This window comes from Sphingomonas sp. IBVSS2 (genome assembly GCF_002127225.1).
In the GTDB taxonomy this organism is placed as follows: Bacteria; Pseudomonadota; Alphaproteobacteria; order Sphingomonadales; family Sphingomonadaceae; genus Sphingomonas.
In genome coordinates, this window is sequence record NZ_NFUR01000004.1 from 78,650 (window position 1) to 94,799 (window position 16,150).

General features: G+C 69.3%; 18 protein-coding genes. 10 read left to right on the top strand and 8 right to left on the bottom strand.

Annotation, left to right across the window (positions count from 1 at the left end; translation table 11 throughout):
• The first annotated feature begins 351 nt into the window (after nucleotides 1-351).
• Nucleotides 352-804 carry a DUF2147 domain-containing protein gene (locus CAP40_RS14135; RefSeq protein ID WP_144034365.1) on the top strand — a complete coding sequence of 151 codons (453 nt, stop codon included), beginning with the start codon at nucleotides 352-354 and terminating at the stop codon, nucleotides 802-804.
• A 327-nt stretch (nucleotides 805-1,131) separates the two neighbouring features.
• Entirely contained in the window at nucleotides 1,132-1,494 is a 363-nt protein-coding gene (locus tag CAP40_RS14140) for a hypothetical protein (protein ID WP_086130191.1), read from the top strand.
• A gap of 51 nt (nucleotides 1,495-1,545) precedes the next feature.
• Here the strand turns inward: CAP40_RS14140 and CAP40_RS14145 are convergent, their stop codons facing one another.
• The 6 genes from CAP40_RS14145 to gspG form a co-directional block, all read right to left on the bottom strand.
• Nucleotides 1,546-2,622 (bottom strand): exo-alpha-sialidase, encoded by a 1,077-nt coding sequence (locus CAP40_RS14145; protein ID WP_256924223.1) that lies wholly within the window; start codon nucleotides 2,620-2,622, stop codon nucleotides 1,546-1,548.
• 79 nt (nucleotides 2,623-2,701) lie between these two features.
• A complete protein-coding gene (gene gspD, locus CAP40_RS14150; protein ID WP_256924224.1) occupies nucleotides 2,702-4,771 on the bottom strand; it encodes a type II secretion system secretin GspD in 2,070 nt (689 codons plus the stop codon).
• An 11-nt stretch (nucleotides 4,772-4,782) separates the two neighbouring features.
• A complete protein-coding gene (locus tag CAP40_RS14155; RefSeq protein ID WP_086130192.1) occupies nucleotides 4,783-5,613 on the bottom strand; it encodes a type II secretion system protein N in 831 nt (276 codons plus the stop codon).
• Nucleotides 5,613-5,978 (bottom strand): type II secretion system minor pseudopilin GspI, encoded by a 366-nt coding sequence (gspI, locus tag CAP40_RS14160; protein WP_256924225.1) that lies wholly within the window; start codon nucleotides 5,976-5,978, stop codon nucleotides 5,613-5,615. The genes CAP40_RS14155 and gspI overlap by 1 nt, the downstream gene beginning before the upstream one ends.
• Nucleotides 5,979-6,061: 83 nt before the next feature.
• Nucleotides 6,062-6,523 carry a prepilin-type N-terminal cleavage/methylation domain-containing protein gene (locus CAP40_RS14165; protein ID WP_086130435.1) on the bottom strand — a complete coding sequence of 154 codons (462 nt, stop codon included), beginning with the start codon at nucleotides 6,521-6,523 and terminating at the stop codon, nucleotides 6,062-6,064.
• Between the two features lie 26 nt (nucleotides 6,524-6,549).
• Nucleotides 6,550-6,987, bottom strand: coding sequence for a type II secretion system major pseudopilin GspG (gspG, locus tag CAP40_RS14170; protein ID WP_306298580.1), 438 nt, complete (start codon nucleotides 6,985-6,987; stop codon nucleotides 6,550-6,552).
• Between the two features lie 81 nt (nucleotides 6,988-7,068).
• Between gspG and gspL the strand changes: the two genes are divergently transcribed.
• The 4 genes from gspL (at nucleotide 7,069) to CAP40_RS14190 (ending at nucleotide 11,541) form a co-directional block, all read left to right on the top strand.
• Nucleotides 7,069-8,181, top strand: a complete 1,113-nt coding sequence (gene gspL, locus CAP40_RS14175; protein ID WP_086130195.1) for a type II secretion system protein GspL — start codon at nucleotides 7,069-7,071, stop codon at nucleotides 8,179-8,181.
• Nucleotides 8,178-8,675 (top strand): type II secretion system protein GspM, encoded by a 498-nt coding sequence (gene gspM / locus CAP40_RS14180; protein ID WP_086130196.1) that lies wholly within the window; start codon nucleotides 8,178-8,180, stop codon nucleotides 8,673-8,675. Before gspL ends, gspM begins: the two co-directional genes overlap by 4 nt.
• Complete coding sequence (gene gspE, locus CAP40_RS14185; RefSeq protein WP_256924226.1) at nucleotides 8,672-10,156, top strand: type II secretion system ATPase GspE; 1,485 nt, start codon at nucleotides 8,672-8,674, stop codon at nucleotides 10,154-10,156. Before gspM ends, gspE begins: the two co-directional genes overlap by 4 nt.
• Before the next feature lie 158 nt (nucleotides 10,157-10,314).
• Nucleotides 10,315-11,541: a type II secretion system F family protein gene (locus CAP40_RS14190; protein WP_086130197.1), complete on the top strand. Its 1,227-nt coding sequence runs from the start codon at nucleotides 10,315-10,317 to the stop codon at nucleotides 11,539-11,541.
• A 91-nt stretch (nucleotides 11,542-11,632) separates the two neighbouring features.
• On the opposite strand, the gene gspN is transcribed toward CAP40_RS14190, so the two are convergent.
• Nucleotides 11,633-12,253: a type II secretion system protein N gene (gspN, locus tag CAP40_RS14195; protein WP_256924255.1), complete on the bottom strand. Its 621-nt coding sequence runs from the start codon at nucleotides 12,251-12,253 to the stop codon at nucleotides 11,633-11,635.
• A gap of 95 nt (nucleotides 12,254-12,348) precedes the next feature.
• Here gspN and CAP40_RS14200 point away from each other — a divergent pair, with 95 nt between their 5' ends.
• Genes CAP40_RS14200 through CAP40_RS14210 form a run of 3 tightly spaced genes read left to right on the top strand, consistent with a single transcriptional unit; the run spans nucleotide 12,349 to nucleotide 14,841 of the window.
• Entirely contained in the window at nucleotides 12,349-13,389 is a 1,041-nt protein-coding gene (locus CAP40_RS14200; protein ID WP_086130198.1) for a penicillin-binding protein activator, read from the top strand.
• A 7-nt stretch (nucleotides 13,390-13,396) separates the two neighbouring features.
• Nucleotides 13,397-13,966: a type II secretion system protein J gene (locus CAP40_RS14205; RefSeq protein ID WP_256924227.1), complete on the top strand. Its 570-nt coding sequence runs from the start codon at nucleotides 13,397-13,399 to the stop codon at nucleotides 13,964-13,966.
• Nucleotides 13,963-14,841 carry a general secretion pathway protein GspK gene (locus tag CAP40_RS14210; protein WP_086130200.1) on the top strand — a complete coding sequence of 293 codons (879 nt, stop codon included), beginning with the start codon at nucleotides 13,963-13,965 and terminating at the stop codon, nucleotides 14,839-14,841. The genes CAP40_RS14205 and CAP40_RS14210 overlap by 4 nt, the downstream gene beginning before the upstream one ends.
• 54 nt (nucleotides 14,842-14,895) lie before the next feature.
• On the opposite strand, the gene CAP40_RS14215 is transcribed toward CAP40_RS14210, so the two are convergent.
• Nucleotides 14,896-15,336, bottom strand: a complete 441-nt coding sequence (locus CAP40_RS14215) for a hypothetical protein (protein ID WP_086130201.1) — start codon at nucleotides 15,334-15,336, stop codon at nucleotides 14,896-14,898.
• A gap of 272 nt (nucleotides 15,337-15,608) precedes the next feature.
• Here CAP40_RS14215 and CAP40_RS14220 point away from each other — a divergent pair, with 272 nt between their 5' ends.
• A complete protein-coding gene (locus CAP40_RS14220) occupies nucleotides 15,609-16,058 on the top strand; it encodes a GNAT family N-acetyltransferase (RefSeq protein WP_086130202.1) in 450 nt (149 codons plus the stop codon).
• Nucleotides 16,059-16,150 lie beyond the last annotated feature (92 nt).

Below are 16,150 nucleotides of genomic sequence, written 5' to 3' on the forward strand. Positions count from 1 at the left end.
CCCTGATGGCGGTCGCTCTGGTCAAGCTATCGCGATCTCGAATGATGCCGCGGAGACTAACGGACCCTTGGGCAGAGGACCAAGGCGATCCGCGCATCCCGGGCGATGACGCAGGAGGGTCTTGTGGAATTGGCGGGGATCGGCCTCGCGACCGTGCAGCGCGTGCAGCGCCGCCTCCCGGTTGCCCCAAGGCACCATCGCTTCGCTGGCGGCGCGCGTAAATCTTCGCTCTAGCATCAGGCTCAAGTGACGGTGCTTCTACGAACCCTTCCTCAAATCTCCATATCCGCTCCACAAGGCGGGGCGATGGTGTTCCCGGCAGCGCTTTCGTTGCCGTGGAAGAGAGACGAGATGACCTATCCGACAAAGGCGAGCCAACCCCTGGGCGCTCTCGTGACGGTTGCGGCTTGTATGATTTCGACCTGCATTGTCGCGGCCTGTATGGCGACGGCCGGCGTGGCGCAGGCCCAGGCGCAGGCGGCGTCCCCGCTGCTGGGGGACTGGCGCGCGCATGACGGCTCGGCGGTCGCCCGTATCGCGACCTGTTCTGCAGGTGAAAGCCTCTGCGCCACCGTGATCGAAGAGCGTCTCGCGCCTGGCGATGCCTCCTCGCTCGGCCGGGTCGTTGTGCGGAACCTGCGGCCCGCGAACGGTGGCTGGAAAGGCGAATACATCTCCGATCGTCAGGCCTTTCCGGCCCGCGCGCGCCTGGTGAACGCCGACACGATCGAGTTCCAGGTCTGCGCCGCCGCCATAGTTTGCGACACGGCGAGATATATGCGCGTGAAGGGATCGACGCGATGACCGCCTTTGTCGGGATTGCCGTCGCCTAGGTCCGTCGGCGCGCTGAGCGGTTATGCCCACCTCGGTAACGTGAAGGGCGGGCTCATGCCGTCGATGTTCGGGGCTATCTGCCGCAGAACAGGCCCAGCGAGAAACCGGCACCGGCAATCCGACAGGTGCCGCGGGCGGACGATTGATTGCGACGCGAACGAACGCCCGAGGATGGGTGGTTTCCAGCCGGCCTGCCTTGCGGCAGGATAGGGCACCCACGATTGCCAAGGATGCGCGACATGTCCCGAGCCACAAACCCGAATCTGCGATTTTCCGATTTCGGTTTTGAGGTGACGGATGTTCGAATGGATCGAGGAATATGCCAAGCACGCCACGCTTAACTTCGGCCAGGCACTACAAGGGCTTCGATATCTGCTGACGCATCCCCGGGTGGATCGCGTCGCGGAGCGTGGCAGCCTCAAGCATGCCTGGCTTTCGCTGAAGATGCGAAGCAAGCTTGTCGCCAATGACCTGCTCTTCGCGATCTTGCCGCCACGCTGGCATCATACGCGCGAGGAATTGGCGGGTTTCCGCGCGGTGCCTTTCGGGCGCTGGTTCCAATATGGCTATTGCGCGTGGCGCTTTACCGATACCGGGTCGCTACGGGAGGATCTCTCCGGCGTGGATCGCCGATGGGATCCGCGTTGCGACGACGAATGAAGGAGCTGCCCCGGCGAAGAACCGGGGCAGCTTCCGCGGCCCCTCCGCATTCTAGTCCGTCAGGCGCGCCGGATCGACGACGAGGTGGCGGATCCGCTGCCGGTTCCAGGTATAGGTGATGTGCACCAGCCCGTCGGCCGACTGGATCACCGCCGGATAGGCATAGCCATCGGGCAGCGGCTCGGTTTCCAGCGTCAGTGCCGGGCGCCAATGCACGCCGTCGCGCGATATCGCGATGTTGAGCGGATAGCGCCTGCCGGAACCCGGTGTCTCGGGCAGTTGGGCGGCGTGATTATAGACGATCAGCTGGCGCCCGTCCCTCAGCGTCACGGCATCGGTGCCCGAATTGGGATTGGGAAGGTCGACGGCGAACAGCTTGCCCCAGCTCTTCCCATTGTCGGCCGACTGGGTTGCCGCCAGCACGCCCTCGCGCGTGCGGGCGATCGCTTCCAGCCTGCCGCCGGGCAGGAACAAGATGCTGGGCTGGATGGCGTCGAAACGCGCGTCGGGATCGACGGGGGCGGTTGCCGACCAGTGCCTGCCCGCATCCTCGCTGCGCTCGAAATGCAGCTTCCAGCGCCCGCTGTCTTCATCCTCGGTGCTCGACGGTGAAAGCCAGGCGCCGCCGTCCAGTATGACCGGCTTGTTCTTGATCGGGCCGAGAATGCCTGCCGGCAGCCGCTGCGCCTCGCCCCAGCTGCGCCCGCCGTCGGTGGAGGCGATCACCATGCCCCACCAGCGCTGCGGGCTGGGGCCGACCTTGTAGTAGAGATGCAGCGGCCCGGCCGGATCCTGGAAGAGGACGGGGTTCCAGGTCGGCAGGCGGGTGCCGTCCGGCTGGATGCCGTTGGCGACCGATTTCGGCGTCTCCCAGCCCCTTGCACCGCGCCGCGCGAACCAGATCTCGACGTCCGGACTCCGTTCGTGCGTGCCGCCGAACCAGGCAGCGGCGAGCGTGCCGTCCGGGGTCTGCACGATCGTCGAGGCATGGCTCTGCGGATAGGGCGCGGCCTGATAGATGAACTCGCGCAGCAGCACCGCGCCCTGCTCCGGCGCGGCAGCCAGGGGGGCGTCCCTCGGTATCGCCGAAATCGGGAGGGCCATGGCAAGCATCAGGATGCGAATCATCGGGAAGGCTGCCTTTCTCGCGGACGAGGAGGGGGATTGCACAGGGTGCCGCCGCGCGGAGGCGCCGGCCCCGGCCCCCTCAATAGATCCCGTCGATCTCCACCGTCAGCCGCGGCGCCGGCGGCGCGAGCAACAGGCTGGTGCGCTTGGCATTGGCGAGTTCGTCCGCCCGCAGCCGATTATAGCGGTCCTTCGAAGCCGCGGTGGCATCGGCGCCGTCGCGCAGGATCGTCGGCTTGAGGAAGATGAACAGCGTGCGCTTCTGGTGCGTCTCGCGCCGGCTCTTGAACAGCTCGCCCACGATCGGGATGTCGCCCAGGATCGGCACCTGCTGGCGCGTGTCCTGGAAATCGTCGGCGGTGAGGCCGCCGAGCACGATCGTCTGGCCATTGTCGGCGAGCACGGTGGTGGTGATCGCACGGCGATTGGTGACGAGGTCGGACGCCGCCTTGGTCTGCGCCTCGGCGATCGAGGAGGCTTCCTGGTTCACCTGGAGCCGGATCGTGTCGCCGGCATTGATCCGCGGCAGCACCCGCAGCGTGATGCCCACATCCTTGCGCTCGATCGTGGTGTACGGGTTCACGGTCGAGGAATTGGTCAGGATCGAGCCGGTGAGGAACGGCACGTTCTGGCCCGAGACGAACTCGCCCGCGACATTGTCGAGCACGGTGAGCTGCGGGGTGGAGAGCAGGTTCGCGCGGGTCGAGGTGCCGAGCGCCTGGACCAGGATCGAGAAGTCGTTGCCGATCGCGAAATTGGCATTGAGGCCGGTGCCGATCGCCCCGGCCGCCGGCACCTTGAGCGCGGTCAGGATCTGGCCCAGGGAGACACCGGACTGCGTGAAGGACGTCGCCACGCCCTTCACCTGGTTGATCACCGCGCCGCTGGTGCCGATCTGCACGCCCAGCGCCTCGGCGTCGTCGCCGGTGATCTCGGCGATCGCCGCTTCGATCAGCACCTGCGGGCGGCGCACGTCGAGATCGGTGATCAGCGGCTCGATCGAAGCGATCGCCGCCGGCGTGCCGCGGATCACCACCGCGTTGAGCTCCGGGGCCGGCTGCACGGTCAGGTCCGGCGTGGAGAAGCCCTTGGGCGTCTGCGTCTGCACGCTCTGCATCGTCGTGCCGCTGGTGTTGGCGCTCTGCATCGCGCTGCCGATGCCGCCGCTGGTCGAGGCCGCGCTGTTGGGCAGCGCCGAGAGATTCTGGTTGTTCTGGCTCAGCCGCGCGAACGGGTTGGAATTGCCATTGCCCAGGCTGGTCGCGATTGGATTGTCGGCGCTGTCGCCCTGGCCGAGCACACCGCGCAGCACGTTGGTCACGGTCTCGGCATCGGCATAGTTCAGGCGGAACATGCGGGTGATCGGCGTCGCGCCGCCCGGCTGGTCGAGCGAGATCAGCATCTTGCGCGCCTCGGCGACCGAGGCGGGCGTGCCGCGCACGATCACCGTGTTGCTGCGCGCATCGGCCGCCACGCGCGTGCCTTCGCCCAGCACCGTCTGGAGCGACTGGGCCACGTCGGTCGCGTTGCCGTTCTTCATCGCCAGCGTGAAGAAGGTCGCGCCGCTGCCGCCGTCGAGCTGGCGGGCGATCGCCTCCACCCGGCGGACATTGTCGGCATAGTCGGTGATCACCACGGCATTGGGCGTGCTCAGCGGCTCGACGCTGCCGAAGGTCGCGACCAGCGGGCGCACCACGCGGGCGACGTCCGCCGCCGGCACGTTCTGCAGCCGCACCATCCGCGTCACCAGCTCCTGGCCCGATACGCCCCGGCTCGGGATGCCGCCGTCGCGCACCGCATTGGCCGCCGGCACGATCCGCCAGGCCCGGCCCGAGCGCACCGCCGCGAAGCCGTTGGCGCGCAGCACCGACTGGAATAATTCCCACACGCCGGACGGCGACAGCGGCGTGGAGGAAGTGACGGTCACCACGCCCTTCACGGCCGGATCGAGGATCAGCGTGCGGCCGGTGATGCGCGAGATCTGGTCGGCGACATCGGAAATCTCGACGCCGCGCATGTTCACCACCACGTCGCCGGTGCCGGCATCCTGCGGCGCGGGTGCGGAGCCAGGCGCGGTCTGGGCGACGGCGACCGTATCGAGGGCGATCCCGGCGAGCGCGAGGGCGGCGATGGCGGAGCGAATCTTCACGGGGAGTCTTTCTAGCGGAGCGGCAGGGTAAGCGTCAGCCGCTTCCCGTCGCGCAGGACCTGGATCTGGGCGGAACCGCTCGCCTGGGCCGCCGCGAAGGCGCCCTGCGCGGCAGTGGGATCGGATAGCGAGGTGCCGTTGACCGACTGGATGACGTCGCCCGCCACCATGCCCGGCGGGCCATTGTCGCCGATGCGATAGCCGCCCGATACGGGCGTCGCGTCGAAGCGCTGGAGGATGCCGGCTACGGTCGCCTGGGGCGGCGCGGGGGCGGGGGCGGGCGGTGCGCCCGGCGTGCGGGCCGGCGGCGGCGCGCCTGGTGCGGTCACCGGGTTGGCGGCGGGAGCGGTCGGCCGGCCGGCGGCGGCGGCCTGGCGCTGCTCGGGCGTCAGCGTCGGATCGGGGAAGGCGAGGAACTCGCTCCGCCCGCCGCTGGCCAGGATCACCCGCTCGGGCAGGATCGCCCGGATCGTCGCGCCTTCGACATTGTCGCCCACTTTATAGGTCTTTGGCGGCTGCCCGCTCACCGAGATGAACGCGGTCGAGAGCTCGGCCGGGTTCGCCGCGATCACGCCCTTCAGCTCCAGGGGCAGGCCGGTCGCCTGGCCGGCCTCGGAAGCCGGCGCCTTGCCGAACGGCGCGAGCGCCACCGCTGCGGCGATGTCCGGCACCATGGCCGGGCCGCTGCCGCCCGAGGGCACGGTGATCGCGCCGGTGCCGGCATGGCCGGCGATCCGCCAGGTGAGGCCGGCGAGCGCCACCGCCACCGAGACGACCATCGCGCCGGTGAACAGGTTGAGCCCGATGCGCGCCTGGCGCGGGGTGAGGGTGAGGGCGGCCATTACAGCTTGCGTCCGTCCACGAAGCCGTCGAGCGATGCAAGCGCGCTCTTCTCGGCGCCGGCGAATACCTCGATGCGGACGCGCTCGATCTCCGGATCGTCGGTCCGCCGCCGCGCGACCGCGACGCGCCACTGCTGGCCCATCATCTCCACCTGCTCCCGGCCCGGCGCACGCGCCTCCAGTTCGGCGAGCCGGTTCTCGGCGACCCACATGGCAGTGGTGCGGCGTTCCATCGCCCGCGTGGAATCGATGTGCGATTCCACCGTGCGCATCAGGCCCACCGTGGCGATGGCGAGCACCGCGAGCGCGACCAGCGCCTCGATCAATGAAAAGCCGGCATCCTCCTCCCGGCCCCGATCCGTCACCCCGGCGAATGCCGGGATCCCAGGCGAAGGCGCTGGCGGCACGAGGTCCCGGCTTTCGCCGGGATGACGGGATATTGCGGGCATCACAGCACCCCCATCGGGAACGCCCGCACGGTCATCCCGTCATAGACGACGGTCCAGCGCTTCTGCCCGCTCTCGATCACCGCCTGCATCGGCTTGCCCGCGCCGTCAACGCCGAGCACCACCGGCGGCTGCACGTTCAGCGTCATCACCATGCCGCCCGGCAGCTTGTGGAAGCCGAACGCATCGTCGGTGCGCGGCACGGCCTTGCCGTCGGCGCTCACCATCGCGAAGCCATAGCCGTTCTTCCGCACGGTGAAGGCGATCGTCCTGTCGGCGAGCATCGCGTCGTCCGCGGCGGCCTGGAGCCGTGTCGCCAGCCGGCGCGCCTCGGTCTCCACGCTCGGCGCGCGCGTCACCGATCCCATGCCGAGCGCCACGGCACCGGCCATCACGCCGATGATGACCAGCACGATCATCATCTCGATCAGCGTCATGCCGTCCTCGGAGGGGCGGCGACGCATCGCGATGCCGGCCCCCCGCATGCAGCTCAGCCCTTGCCTTCGATATCGGCGTCCACGCCTTCGCCGCCGGGCTTGCCGTCCTTGCCGAGCGAGCGGATCGTGAAGCTGCCGCCCTCGGACCGATATTCGTACGGCTTGCCCCAGGCGTCGAGCGCGGGCGCGGAGAGATAGCCGCCCTGCGGGAAAGTCGCGGGCAGCGGGGGCGTGGTGGTCTTCTCGACCAGCGCCTTCAGGCCCTGCTCGGTGGTGGGATAGTCGCCATTGTCGAGCCGGTACATCTTGAGCGCGCCCGAGATGGTGGCGATGTTGCTCTTGGTGGCGGTGACCTTCGCCTCGTCGGGGCGGCCCATCACGTTCGCGGCGACGAGCCCGGCGACGATCGCGATGATCACCAGCACGATCATCATTTCGATGAGCGTCAGGCCGGCCTCGCCATCGGGAACGGCGTGCTTGCGGTCATGCACCTTAGGTGCGATGTCATGGAACTGTTTCAAAACTATGCGCATCCCCGCCCCATGCGTCCTGCCCATGAAGCAAATGTGACAATGAGCCCAAACACCAGGGGTGCGTCCGACCCATCAGAGCCGCCCGCCGCGGGCGTGTGGACGCTGGCGGGTGACCGCCTGATCATAGCCGCGCGGGACTGGCCCGCAACCATTCTCGTCCCCACCGGGCAGGTGCGGCTGCTGGCGGTCGATCTGCCGCTGCCCAGCCATGCCAAGCGCGTCGCGGCCCTGCCCTTTGCCATCGAGGACCGAATCGCCGAGCCGGTCGATTCGGTGCATCTCGCGCTCGGCGACCAGATCGCGCCGGGCCGCTATCTGGTCGGCGTCGTTCGCCACGAAGCGATGGCGCGCTGGATCGCCCAGGCCGAAGAGGCCGGCATCGGCCATGCCGCGATGGTTCCCGAGGTGCTGACCATGGCGCGCCCGGCCGAAGGCTGGGCTGTGTCGCAGGCCGGCGGTCGCGCCGCGGTGCGCGATGCGGAAGGGACCGGCTTCGAAGTTCCCGCCGACTTGCTCCGGCCCGCCTGGGAAGCTGCCGGGCGTCCGAGCGTCACCAGCTATGGCGAGCGCCTGCCCGACGACATGCAGAAGGGCGCCGCCATGCGCGATCCCGCCGCCGCCGGACCTGCCGCGGGCGCGGCCGTCGCCACGCTCGACCTGCGCCAGGGCGCCTATGCGGTGCGCAGGGTCGCGGGCTCCGGCCTGTGGCGCAAGTTCGTCTGGGTCGCCGCGATCGGCGCCGCCGCGCATGCCGTGATCGCGCTGGGCGACGTGATCATGCTGCGCAACATCGCCGACCGGCGCGAGGCGGAGGCGCGGGCCACGGCCTCGCTCGCTGCGCCCGGCGTGGCGCTGGGCGACGATCTCGCCAATTCGATCACCGGCATGTTGCCGGCCGGCGGCGGCGCGCGGGTGCCGCAGCCGTTCGTGCCGCTCGTCACGCGCGTCTCGGGCGCGCTCGGCCCACTGGCCGGCTCGTTCGCGGTGCGGGCGATGACCTTCGAAGGCAAGCTGCTCACGCTCGATCTCGACGCCTCGCCCGATACGGATCTGGCATCGCGGATCGAGGCGACACTCAAAGGTGCCGGGGTAGGGGCGCGAGTCGTCCGCTCGCCCGAAGGCGCGATCCGCATTACGGCGAGTGCCGCATGAGACTGATTCTCGCCCGCATGCCGGCGCTCGACGCCGCGCTGATCCGCTTCGACGGCTGGCGGACCGGCCGCAGCCGCCGCGAGCAGGCCATGCTCGCCATCCTGGCCCTGTTCCTCGCCGCGCTGGTGCTGGTCTATGGCGTGATCAAGCCGCTCCAGGCCGCGCGTGCCTCGGCGCTGCAGGACATCCGCACCTATGAGACGCTCACCGCGCGCATCCGCGCCGCGGGCACGCTTTCGCCGGGCCAGCCCCAGCGCCGCCAGGGCTCGCCGGCCGATGTGATCAACGGCTCCATGGGAAGCTTCGGCCTCGCCGCGACCGTCGCGCCGATCCCGGACGGCGCGCGCGCGACGATCGCCGATGGCAGCTATGATTCGGTCATGGCCTGGCTCGCCGATCTCTCCGCGACCAGCAGCCTGCGCATCCGGCGGGTCGACCTCCAGCGCCGCCCGGAGCCGGGCCGGGTAAGCGCCACCGTGGATTTCGGCGGATGAACGAGATGCTGATCCTCACCGACGAATCCCCCGCGACGCTGCCCTATGGCTTTGCGCGCCGGAACGGCGTGCTGCTGCGCGTCACCGATACAGGCCTGGAGTGCGTCCACAAGGCGGGCGCCGCGCTCGACGGCCTGCTCGAAGTCCAGCGCCTCGCCCCCGCTGCGCGCTTCGTCTCGGTGCCCGACGACCAGTTCGACGCGGCGCTGGGCGCCGCCTATTCGGGTGCCGGCGCCGCCGCCGACATCGATCTCGGCGACATGGACCTGGCCGCGCTTGCCGACAGCGCCGCGAGCGTGGACGATCTGCTCGACACGCGCGACGACGCCCCCGTCATCCGCCTGATCAACGCGCTGCTCCTCGAAGCCGTGCGCGAGGGCGCGTCGGACGTGCATGTCGAGACGCAGGAGAAGCGCCTGGTCGTCCGCTTCCGGATCGACGGCGTGCTGCGCGACATGATCGAGCCGCCGCGCGCGCTCGCGCCGCTGCTGGTCAGCCGTATCAAGGTGATGGCCAAGCTGGACATCGCCGAGCGCCGCATCCCCCAGGACGGCCGCGTGACGCTGCGGATCGGCGGCCACGACGTCGACGCCCGCGTCTCGACCATCCCGACCCAGCATGGCGAGCGGGTGGTGATGCGCCTGCTGGAGAAGGGGTCGCTCCGCCTCGACATGGAAGTGCTGGGCATGAGCGCGCGCGATCGCGGCGTGTTCACGCGCCTGCTCGAGCGCCCGCACGGCATGCTGCTCGTCACCGGCCCCACCGGTTCGGGCAAGACCACCACGCTCTACGCTGCGCTCAATCGCCTCAACGATCGCAAGCGCAACATCATGACCGTCGAGGATCCGATCGAATATGAGCTGGCCGGCATCGGCCAGACCCAGGTCAATCCGCGCACCGACATGACCTTCGCCCGCGGTCTGCGCGCGATCCTGCGCCAGGATCCCGACGTGATCATGGTGGGCGAGATTCGCGACCAGGAGACCGCCCAGGTCGCCGTGCGCTCGTCGATGACCGGGCATTTCGTGCTCTCGACCTTGCACACCAACAGCGCGGTGGGCTCGGTGACGCGCCTGATCGACATGGGCGTCGAACGCTATCTGCTCGCTCCGATGGTGGTGGGCCTGTGCGCCCAGCGCCTGGTGCGCAAGCTCTGCCCGAGCTGCGCCAGGCCCGACGAGGCGAGCGAGGCGGATTCGCTCCTTCTCGGCGGCGCGATCAAGCCGGGCAAGAAGATCTGGCGCGCGGCCGGCTGCCCGGAATGCCATGGCGAGGGCTATCGGGGGAGGGCGGGCCTCTACGAAGTCGTCGCGGTCGACGAGAAGTTCCAGAAGCTGATCCATGACGGCGCCTCCGAGGCCGAGCTCGAGGCCCATGCCCGCAAGGACAATCCGAGCCTGCTCGACGACGGCGTCGCGAAGGTGAAGGCCGGGGTGACGACGGTGGAAGAGGTCGCCCGGGTGGTGCGTGATGAGGGTTGATCTCCAGTTCCTCCCCCAGCTTGCTGGGGGAGGGGGACCGCTCGCGCAGCGAGTGGTGGGGGCGCGCGCCGGTAACGGTGCGTGCCGCGCCGCCCCTCCACCCCGACGCTTCGCGTCGCGGTCCCCCTCCCCGAGACAAGCTCGGGGAGGATCTTAAGATGCCCGCCTATGCCTATCGCGCCGCCGACAAGGCCGGCGCTTCGAAGAAGGGCATCATCGAGGCCTCCAGCCCCGCCGCCGCGCGCGCGCTGCTGCGCGAGCAGGCGCTGCTGCCGCTTTCCGTCGAGGTGGCGGCCGAGAAGGGCGCCCGCTTCGGCGCGATCCAGCTGCCCCGCTTCCGCCGCGCCGGCCTGTCTTCCAAGGCGCTGGCCACCGTCACGCGCCAGGTCGCCACGCTGGTCGGCTCGGACATCGCGATCGAGGAAGCGCTGCGCCTGGTTGCCACCCAGTCAGAACACGCGCCCACCAGCTCGCTCCTGCTCGACGTGCGCGCCGCGATCCTCGACGGGCGCAGCTTCGCCGCCGCGCTGGCGCAGCATCCCGGGGCCTTTCCCGAATTCTACCGCGCCTCGGTCGCGGCGGGCGAGGCGTCGGGCAAGCTGCCCGACGTGCTCAACCACCTTGCCGAGTTCGTCGAGAACCGCCAGGCCAACGGCCAGAAGCTCCAGCTCGCGCTGATGTATCCCGCGCTGCTGGCGCTGGTGTCGATCGGCATGATGGCGCTGCTGCTCGTCTATATCGTGCCGGACATCGTGAAGGTGTTCGTCTCGCGCGGGGCCGACCTGCCGTTCCTCACCAAGGCGCTGATCGCGGTGAGCTGGTTCCTCCAGAATTTCGGGCTGTACCTGTTGCTCGGCCTTGCCGTGGTGGCGCTCGTCTTCTTCCGCTGGGCGCGGGTGCCGGCCAATCGGCTGCGCATCGATCGCTTCTTCTCGGAGCGCCGCCCCTTCCGCCGCTTCAGCCGCCAGCTGAGCGCCGCCCGCTTCGCCGGCAGCCTCGCCACGCTGGTCGGCAGCGCCGTCCCCCTGGTCGATGCGCTGCATGCCGCGGCGGCCGTCACCCCCAATCGCTGGGTGCGCGAGAAGGCGCTCGGCGTCGCGGCGCGGGTCCGCGAAGGCATCAGCCTCCGTGCGGCGATGGGGGAGGCGGGGGTCTTCCCCTCCATGCTCGTCGCGATCGTCGCCTCGGGCGAGAGCTCGGGCCGGCTGGCGCCTGCGCTCGACCGCGCCTCGCACGAGCTGCAGCGCGAGCTCGACGCGATCGTCGGCACCTTGGTCGCGCTGGTCGAGCCGCTGGTGCTGCTGGTGATGGGCGGGCTGGTGCTGATGATGGTGCTGGCGATCCTGCTGCCGATCATCAACCTGAACAACCTGGTGGGGCTCTGACCAGATCCGTCATCCCGGCGGAAGCCGGGATATCAGGCTGAGGCCCTTGCGGCACGAGATCCCGGCTTCCGCCGGGATGACGGCCAGGCTGTCACATCTGCCCCTGCACCCGGGCCCCGCCCGGGAGGCCGACAAAGGGCAGGATCGCCGCGCCCTCCGGCGTCATCGCGATGTCGAGCGCGCCGTCCTCGGACAGTATCGCGGTCATCAGCGTCTTCAGCCGCTGGGCCGAGGGCGCCACCCGGATCGTCGTGCGATCGCCGACATGCTCGGCGGTGATCAGCAGCGCCGGCACCGCCACCGGCCCGCCGCCGTTCTTCGCCCGGCAGCTGCCCGGATCGGTGGTCACCTTGCCATCGGCCATGCGGGCGCCGCCGCCCGAGGCGATGCGTTGCATCTCGATCTGCAGGGTCAGGTTGCAGGTGAAGGGCAGATTGGGCTGGAGCGCGCGCAACAGGCTCGCATCGGCCGAGCCGCTGACATGGTCGAGCACCGTCCGCCCGCCGAGATGCTGGAGCATCTGCCCGCCCAGATCGGTGTCCGGTCCGGTCGCCTTCCAGTCGGCCGCGAAGGCGAGGCTGGTCAGCGAGCGCAGCGGCGCCATGTGCCAGGCGAAGGTCGCGCCGCCGGCGATGCCGACTTCGCCGTTCCACACCGTGCCCGCCACGCCGGTGCGCCAGGTGGCGTCCCGGAAGATCACGCTCGCCGGCATCGTCACGAGCAGCGCGAGCAGATACGCCCCTATGCCGATCAGGGCGAAGAGGATAATAGACCGCCGTGCCCCGCTTCCCTCTCCCAGAGTCGGCAATGGATCGACGGACCCTGCTGAAGTCGCTGCAATCAGGCCTGGTCGCGTCCGCGGCATCGGTCGTGCTTCCCTCGCATGTGTTCGCAGCGGAGAAGAAGGACAAGCGCCCGATCGCCCTGCTGCTGCCGCTCACGGGCCCGCGAGCGCGGCTGGGCCTTAGCATGCGCCAGGCGGCGTTGCTCGCGGAAAACAGCGCCTATGTGCAGAGCTTCGACACCGGCGGCACCGCGGCCGGCGCCGCGGCGGCGGCGGCCCAGGCGCTCAAGCTCAAGCCGGCCTTGATACTGGGCCCGCTCTCGGCGGAAGAAGTGCCCGCCGTCTCCAGCACCATTGCCGGCCGCGTGCCCGTGATCGCGTTCAGCAACGATTCCGTGCTGCGCGCGCCGGGCACCTGGATCTTCGGGATCACCGCGGGCCAGGTGACCACCGCGATCCTGCGCTATGCCCGCACCCGCGGCGTGAAGACCGTGACGATGATCGACGACGGCTCGCCCTGGAGCGCCGCCGCCGCGCTCGCCGCCGGCAAGAGCGAGGGCGAACTGGGCATCACCGTCCATGTCCTCCAGGTGAAGCCCGGCCAGCCGCTCCCCGCGCCGGGCGAGGTGCCCGACGCCGTGCTGCTGCCCGGCAGCGGCGAGGCGGTGCTGGCCGCGGCGCGCGCGCTCAAGGACACTGGCGTCCAGCTGCTCGGCACCTTCCAGGCGCTCGACAACCGTCCCCAGGCACTCGCGGCGCTGGACGGTGCCTGGTTCGCCAGCCCCGATCCGGGTGCCTTCGGCACCTTCGCCGCCGCCTTCCAGGCCCGCAACGGCGGTGAGCCGGGCACCATCGCCGCGCTCGCCTATGACGCGGCGGGCATCGCCAATACGCTGCGTGCCGACAACCGGCTGGGCATGGAGGGGTTGATGGACGCCAAGGGCTTCCACGGCGTCACCGGCCCGGTCCGCTTCCGCACCGACGGCTCGGTCGCCCGCGACTTTGCGATCGTCGTCGCCGGCGAGACCGGCTACGCGCCGGTGGCGTCGAGCTCGGGTTCCTGAGGCCGAAGTGCTTCGCCCCGTTCCCCGCTGTCACGACGAAGGAGGGGCCGAGCAGGGCTTTACCCTGATCGAGCTGATGATCTCGCTCGGCCTGTTCGCGCTGATCGCGGTGGCGGGCCTTGCGCTGGTCGACGGCATCATCAAGGTGCAAGGGCGCACCGAGAAAAGGCTCGATCGCCTCGCCGATCTCCAGCGCGCGATGTTCGTGGTGTCGAGCGATATCGACCAGATCGCGTTCGGCCGCGTCTCGGGCGGCGGCGAGAAGCTGAACTTCACCCGCGCCGCGCCCGGCTTTGGCGGGCCCGCGGTGCCGCTGCAATATTCGGTGGCCAACGGCAATCTGGTGCGCGGATCGGGCGCGATGCTGCAGACCGTGGTGGGCGGCGTCGCCCATGTCCGCTGGCGCTTCTTCGACGGCGGCGCCTGGGCCGATCGCTGGCCGCTGCGCGACGAGGACAAGGACAGATGGCCGCGCGCCATCGCGATCGAGCTGCAGGCGATCGGGCCCGGCGGAGCGCCCGGGGCGCTGCGCCGCGTGGTGACGCTGCCCGATCAGGCGGAGTATCCGAAGCAATGAAGCGGACGGGCGAAGGCGAAGCGGGGATGATCCTCGTCAACGTGCTGATGTTCGTCGCGATCGCGTCTGGACTCGTGCTATTGCTAATCAATCGCGAGGAATTGGCGCTCGATCGCGCGCTGCGCACGCGCGAGGCGGCGCGCGCGCTGGCGGTGGTGCGCGGTGGCGAGCTTTCCGCCGTGGTGGCGCTTCGCCGCGACATGGTGCTCGCTCCCAATGAGGACAATCTGACGGAGCCCTGGGCCCGGCTGTCGGAGAGCGGCGCGCCGATCGAGGGCGGCACCTTCGACCTCGCGATCGCCGATGCCGAGGGGCGCTTCAACCTCAATGCCCTGCGCGCGGGCGATGCCGGCGCGATCGTGCTGTTCCAGACGATCGCCAAGGATGTTGGGCTGTCGCCGGACGATGCGGTGAAGGCGATCACCTATGTCCGCCTCTACGGCCCGATCACCGACATCCGCCCGCTGCGCCTGGCGGGCCTGGACCCGGAGGCGACCGCCCGGCTGGAGCGGCTGGTGACGGCCTTGCCCGGCACCACGACGATCAATCTCAACGCCGCCGATCCCGACATGCTGCGCATCCTCTTCCGCGATCCGCTGGCGGCACAGCGGCTGGCCGAGATCCGCAAGCGGAACGGCAAGCTGATGCTCAAGGACCTGAGCGACCAGAATCTCTCGCTGCCCTGGGGCACCAGCTTCCGCTCGGGCACCTTCTGGGTCCGCACCCGCGCGACGATCGGCGGCACCAGCCAGCAGGCCGCGGTGCTGATCCAGCGCGTGCAGCATGCCGACGGCAAGATCGCGGTGGGCGTGGTCGAGCGCTGGCGGGGGGCATCGGTGCCGCCCGAGGCGCCGGAGTTTCCCCCGGCGCACTAGGGGGGATGGGAGGCGGAATGGCTGCTTCCCGTGCAGTATCGTTCGAAACAGAAGTTACCTTCCGTCCAACGTGGCCACGTCAGTTTCTCTTTCCATGAGACGCGCTATACCTGCGCGGAAAGCGTCGAGATCGGGATAGTTAGTCGTGAAATAGCCGCGCGTGCGGTTATCGGGCTCGTGATAGTCGGCCACCTCAAACCGAACTTTAAGATCGCCGCGATTGTTGGCCGGAGAGATCTCAATTCTCAGCCTGAGATCGTCTCCCTCCTGCATTTCAAAGCCCCACTGCGCAACGATTGGACGATCAGCCGCAATAGGGAAAACGTTCAGAGCCTCTCCGAACTCTTTGACGTCCTGCCATTGAACCCAAAAGCCACCATCGCCTGAGAATCGGTCTGTCTGCACCTGGATGGCAAGCCAACCGAAGTCGTCCCTCGGTTGCTTAGGATCGAAGAAGCTCGCGTCATATTGGTAGCGAAGGGTGAGCTTGCTCATCCCTCCTTGTTGGCACTCCCAGAGATTGCCTGCAATCGGGACCGGGCAGGCTGGGCCGTCCTAGCCGCTATTGGGCCGCCAACGGACCAATCGCCAGCAACGCGCATCGCCGCCGTTGCGAAGCTTCCTCGCGCCCGCTACCGTAAGCGCTCATCAATTGGATTTGCCTCTGCCTGCCATTGCCCAAGGCCCGGGAGCCTCTGTTCCCGCCTGAACCCGGACCCGCTTCGCCGCGCAGAGCGGCGGGCATCTTTGGCATGTGAGATCAAGAAATGTCAGACGACAAGTTTGCGCTGGTCGCCTGCGCGCGGGACGGGACCATCGCGTCCCCGTGCGAGCGGACCAGCGAAATCGACCAGGCATGCGCGGCCACCGCCGCGATGTACGACCGGCTGGGCTTCGATCCGCCCTGGATCGGATATATTGCCGTGATGGCCGGCACGGCTGTCGGCGGCGGCGCCTTTGTCGGTGCTCCCGCGGGCAATCGCGTCGAGATCGCGTATTTCACCCTCGCCGATCACCAGCGCATGGGCGTGGCCACGCGTATCGCCCGTAAGCTGGTGGAGATCGCGCGGCGTCACGCCCCCGGCGTCGAACTGTATGCGAAGACGATGCCGGAGGAGAACGCGTCGACGCGCATCCTCACCGGGCTCGGTTTCCGGAGGATCGGTACCGATATCGACGATGAGATCGGCGAAGCCTGGGCCTGGCTGCTCCGGTGACCCGGCGGCCGGGGCACCGCCAGGTGCTCCGGCCAAGCGGGAGACCTGGAGCGGACCGATATTCCCGGTCCTCCTCCGGAGGGGGAGGACTG

Excerpts from the sequence above, each read along its gene's own strand:
- gspL (WP_086130195.1), top strand. The coding sequence starts at position 7,069 with ATGAGCCCAAACACCAGGGGTGCGTCCGACCCATCAGAGCCGCCCGCC.
- gspM (WP_086130196.1), top strand. The coding sequence starts at position 8,178 with ATGAGACTGATTCTCGCCCGCATGCCGGCGCTCGACGCCGCGCTGATC.
- CAP40_RS14200 (WP_086130198.1), top strand. The coding sequence starts at position 12,349 with ATGGATCGACGGACCCTGCTGAAGTCGCTGCAATCAGGCCTGGTCGCG.
- CAP40_RS14140 (WP_086130191.1), top strand. The coding sequence starts at position 1,132 with ATGTTCGAATGGATCGAGGAATATGCCAAGCACGCCACGCTTAACTTC.
- CAP40_RS14135 (WP_144034365.1), top strand. The coding sequence starts at position 352 with ATGACCTATCCGACAAAGGCGAGCCAACCCCTGGGCGCTCTCGTGACG.
- CAP40_RS14210 (WP_086130200.1), top strand. The coding sequence starts at position 13,963 with ATGAAGCGGACGGGCGAAGGCGAAGCGGGGATGATCCTCGTCAACGTG.
- CAP40_RS14165 (WP_086130435.1), bottom strand. The coding sequence starts at position 6,523 with ATGCGTCGCCGCCCCTCCGAGGACGGCATGACGCTGATCGAGATGATG.
- CAP40_RS14215 (WP_086130201.1), bottom strand. The coding sequence starts at position 15,336 with ATGAGCAAGCTCACCCTTCGCTACCAATATGACGCGAGCTTCTTCGAT.
- CAP40_RS14190 (WP_086130197.1), top strand. The coding sequence starts at position 10,315 with ATGCCCGCCTATGCCTATCGCGCCGCCGACAAGGCCGGCGCTTCGAAG.
- gspN (WP_256924255.1), bottom strand. The coding sequence starts at position 12,253 with ATGCCGGCGAGCGTGATCTTCCGGGACGCCACCTGGCGCACCGGCGTG.
- gspE (WP_256924226.1), top strand. The coding sequence starts at position 8,672 with ATGAACGAGATGCTGATCCTCACCGACGAATCCCCCGCGACGCTGCCC.
- CAP40_RS14145 (WP_256924223.1), bottom strand. The coding sequence starts at position 2,622 with ATGATTCGCATCCTGATGCTTGCCATGGCCCTCCCGATTTCGGCGATA.
- CAP40_RS14220 (WP_086130202.1), top strand. The coding sequence starts at position 15,609 with ATGTCAGACGACAAGTTTGCGCTGGTCGCCTGCGCGCGGGACGGGACC.
- CAP40_RS14155 (WP_086130192.1), bottom strand. The coding sequence starts at position 5,613 with ATGGCCGCCCTCACCCTCACCCCGCGCCAGGCGCGCATCGGGCTCAAC.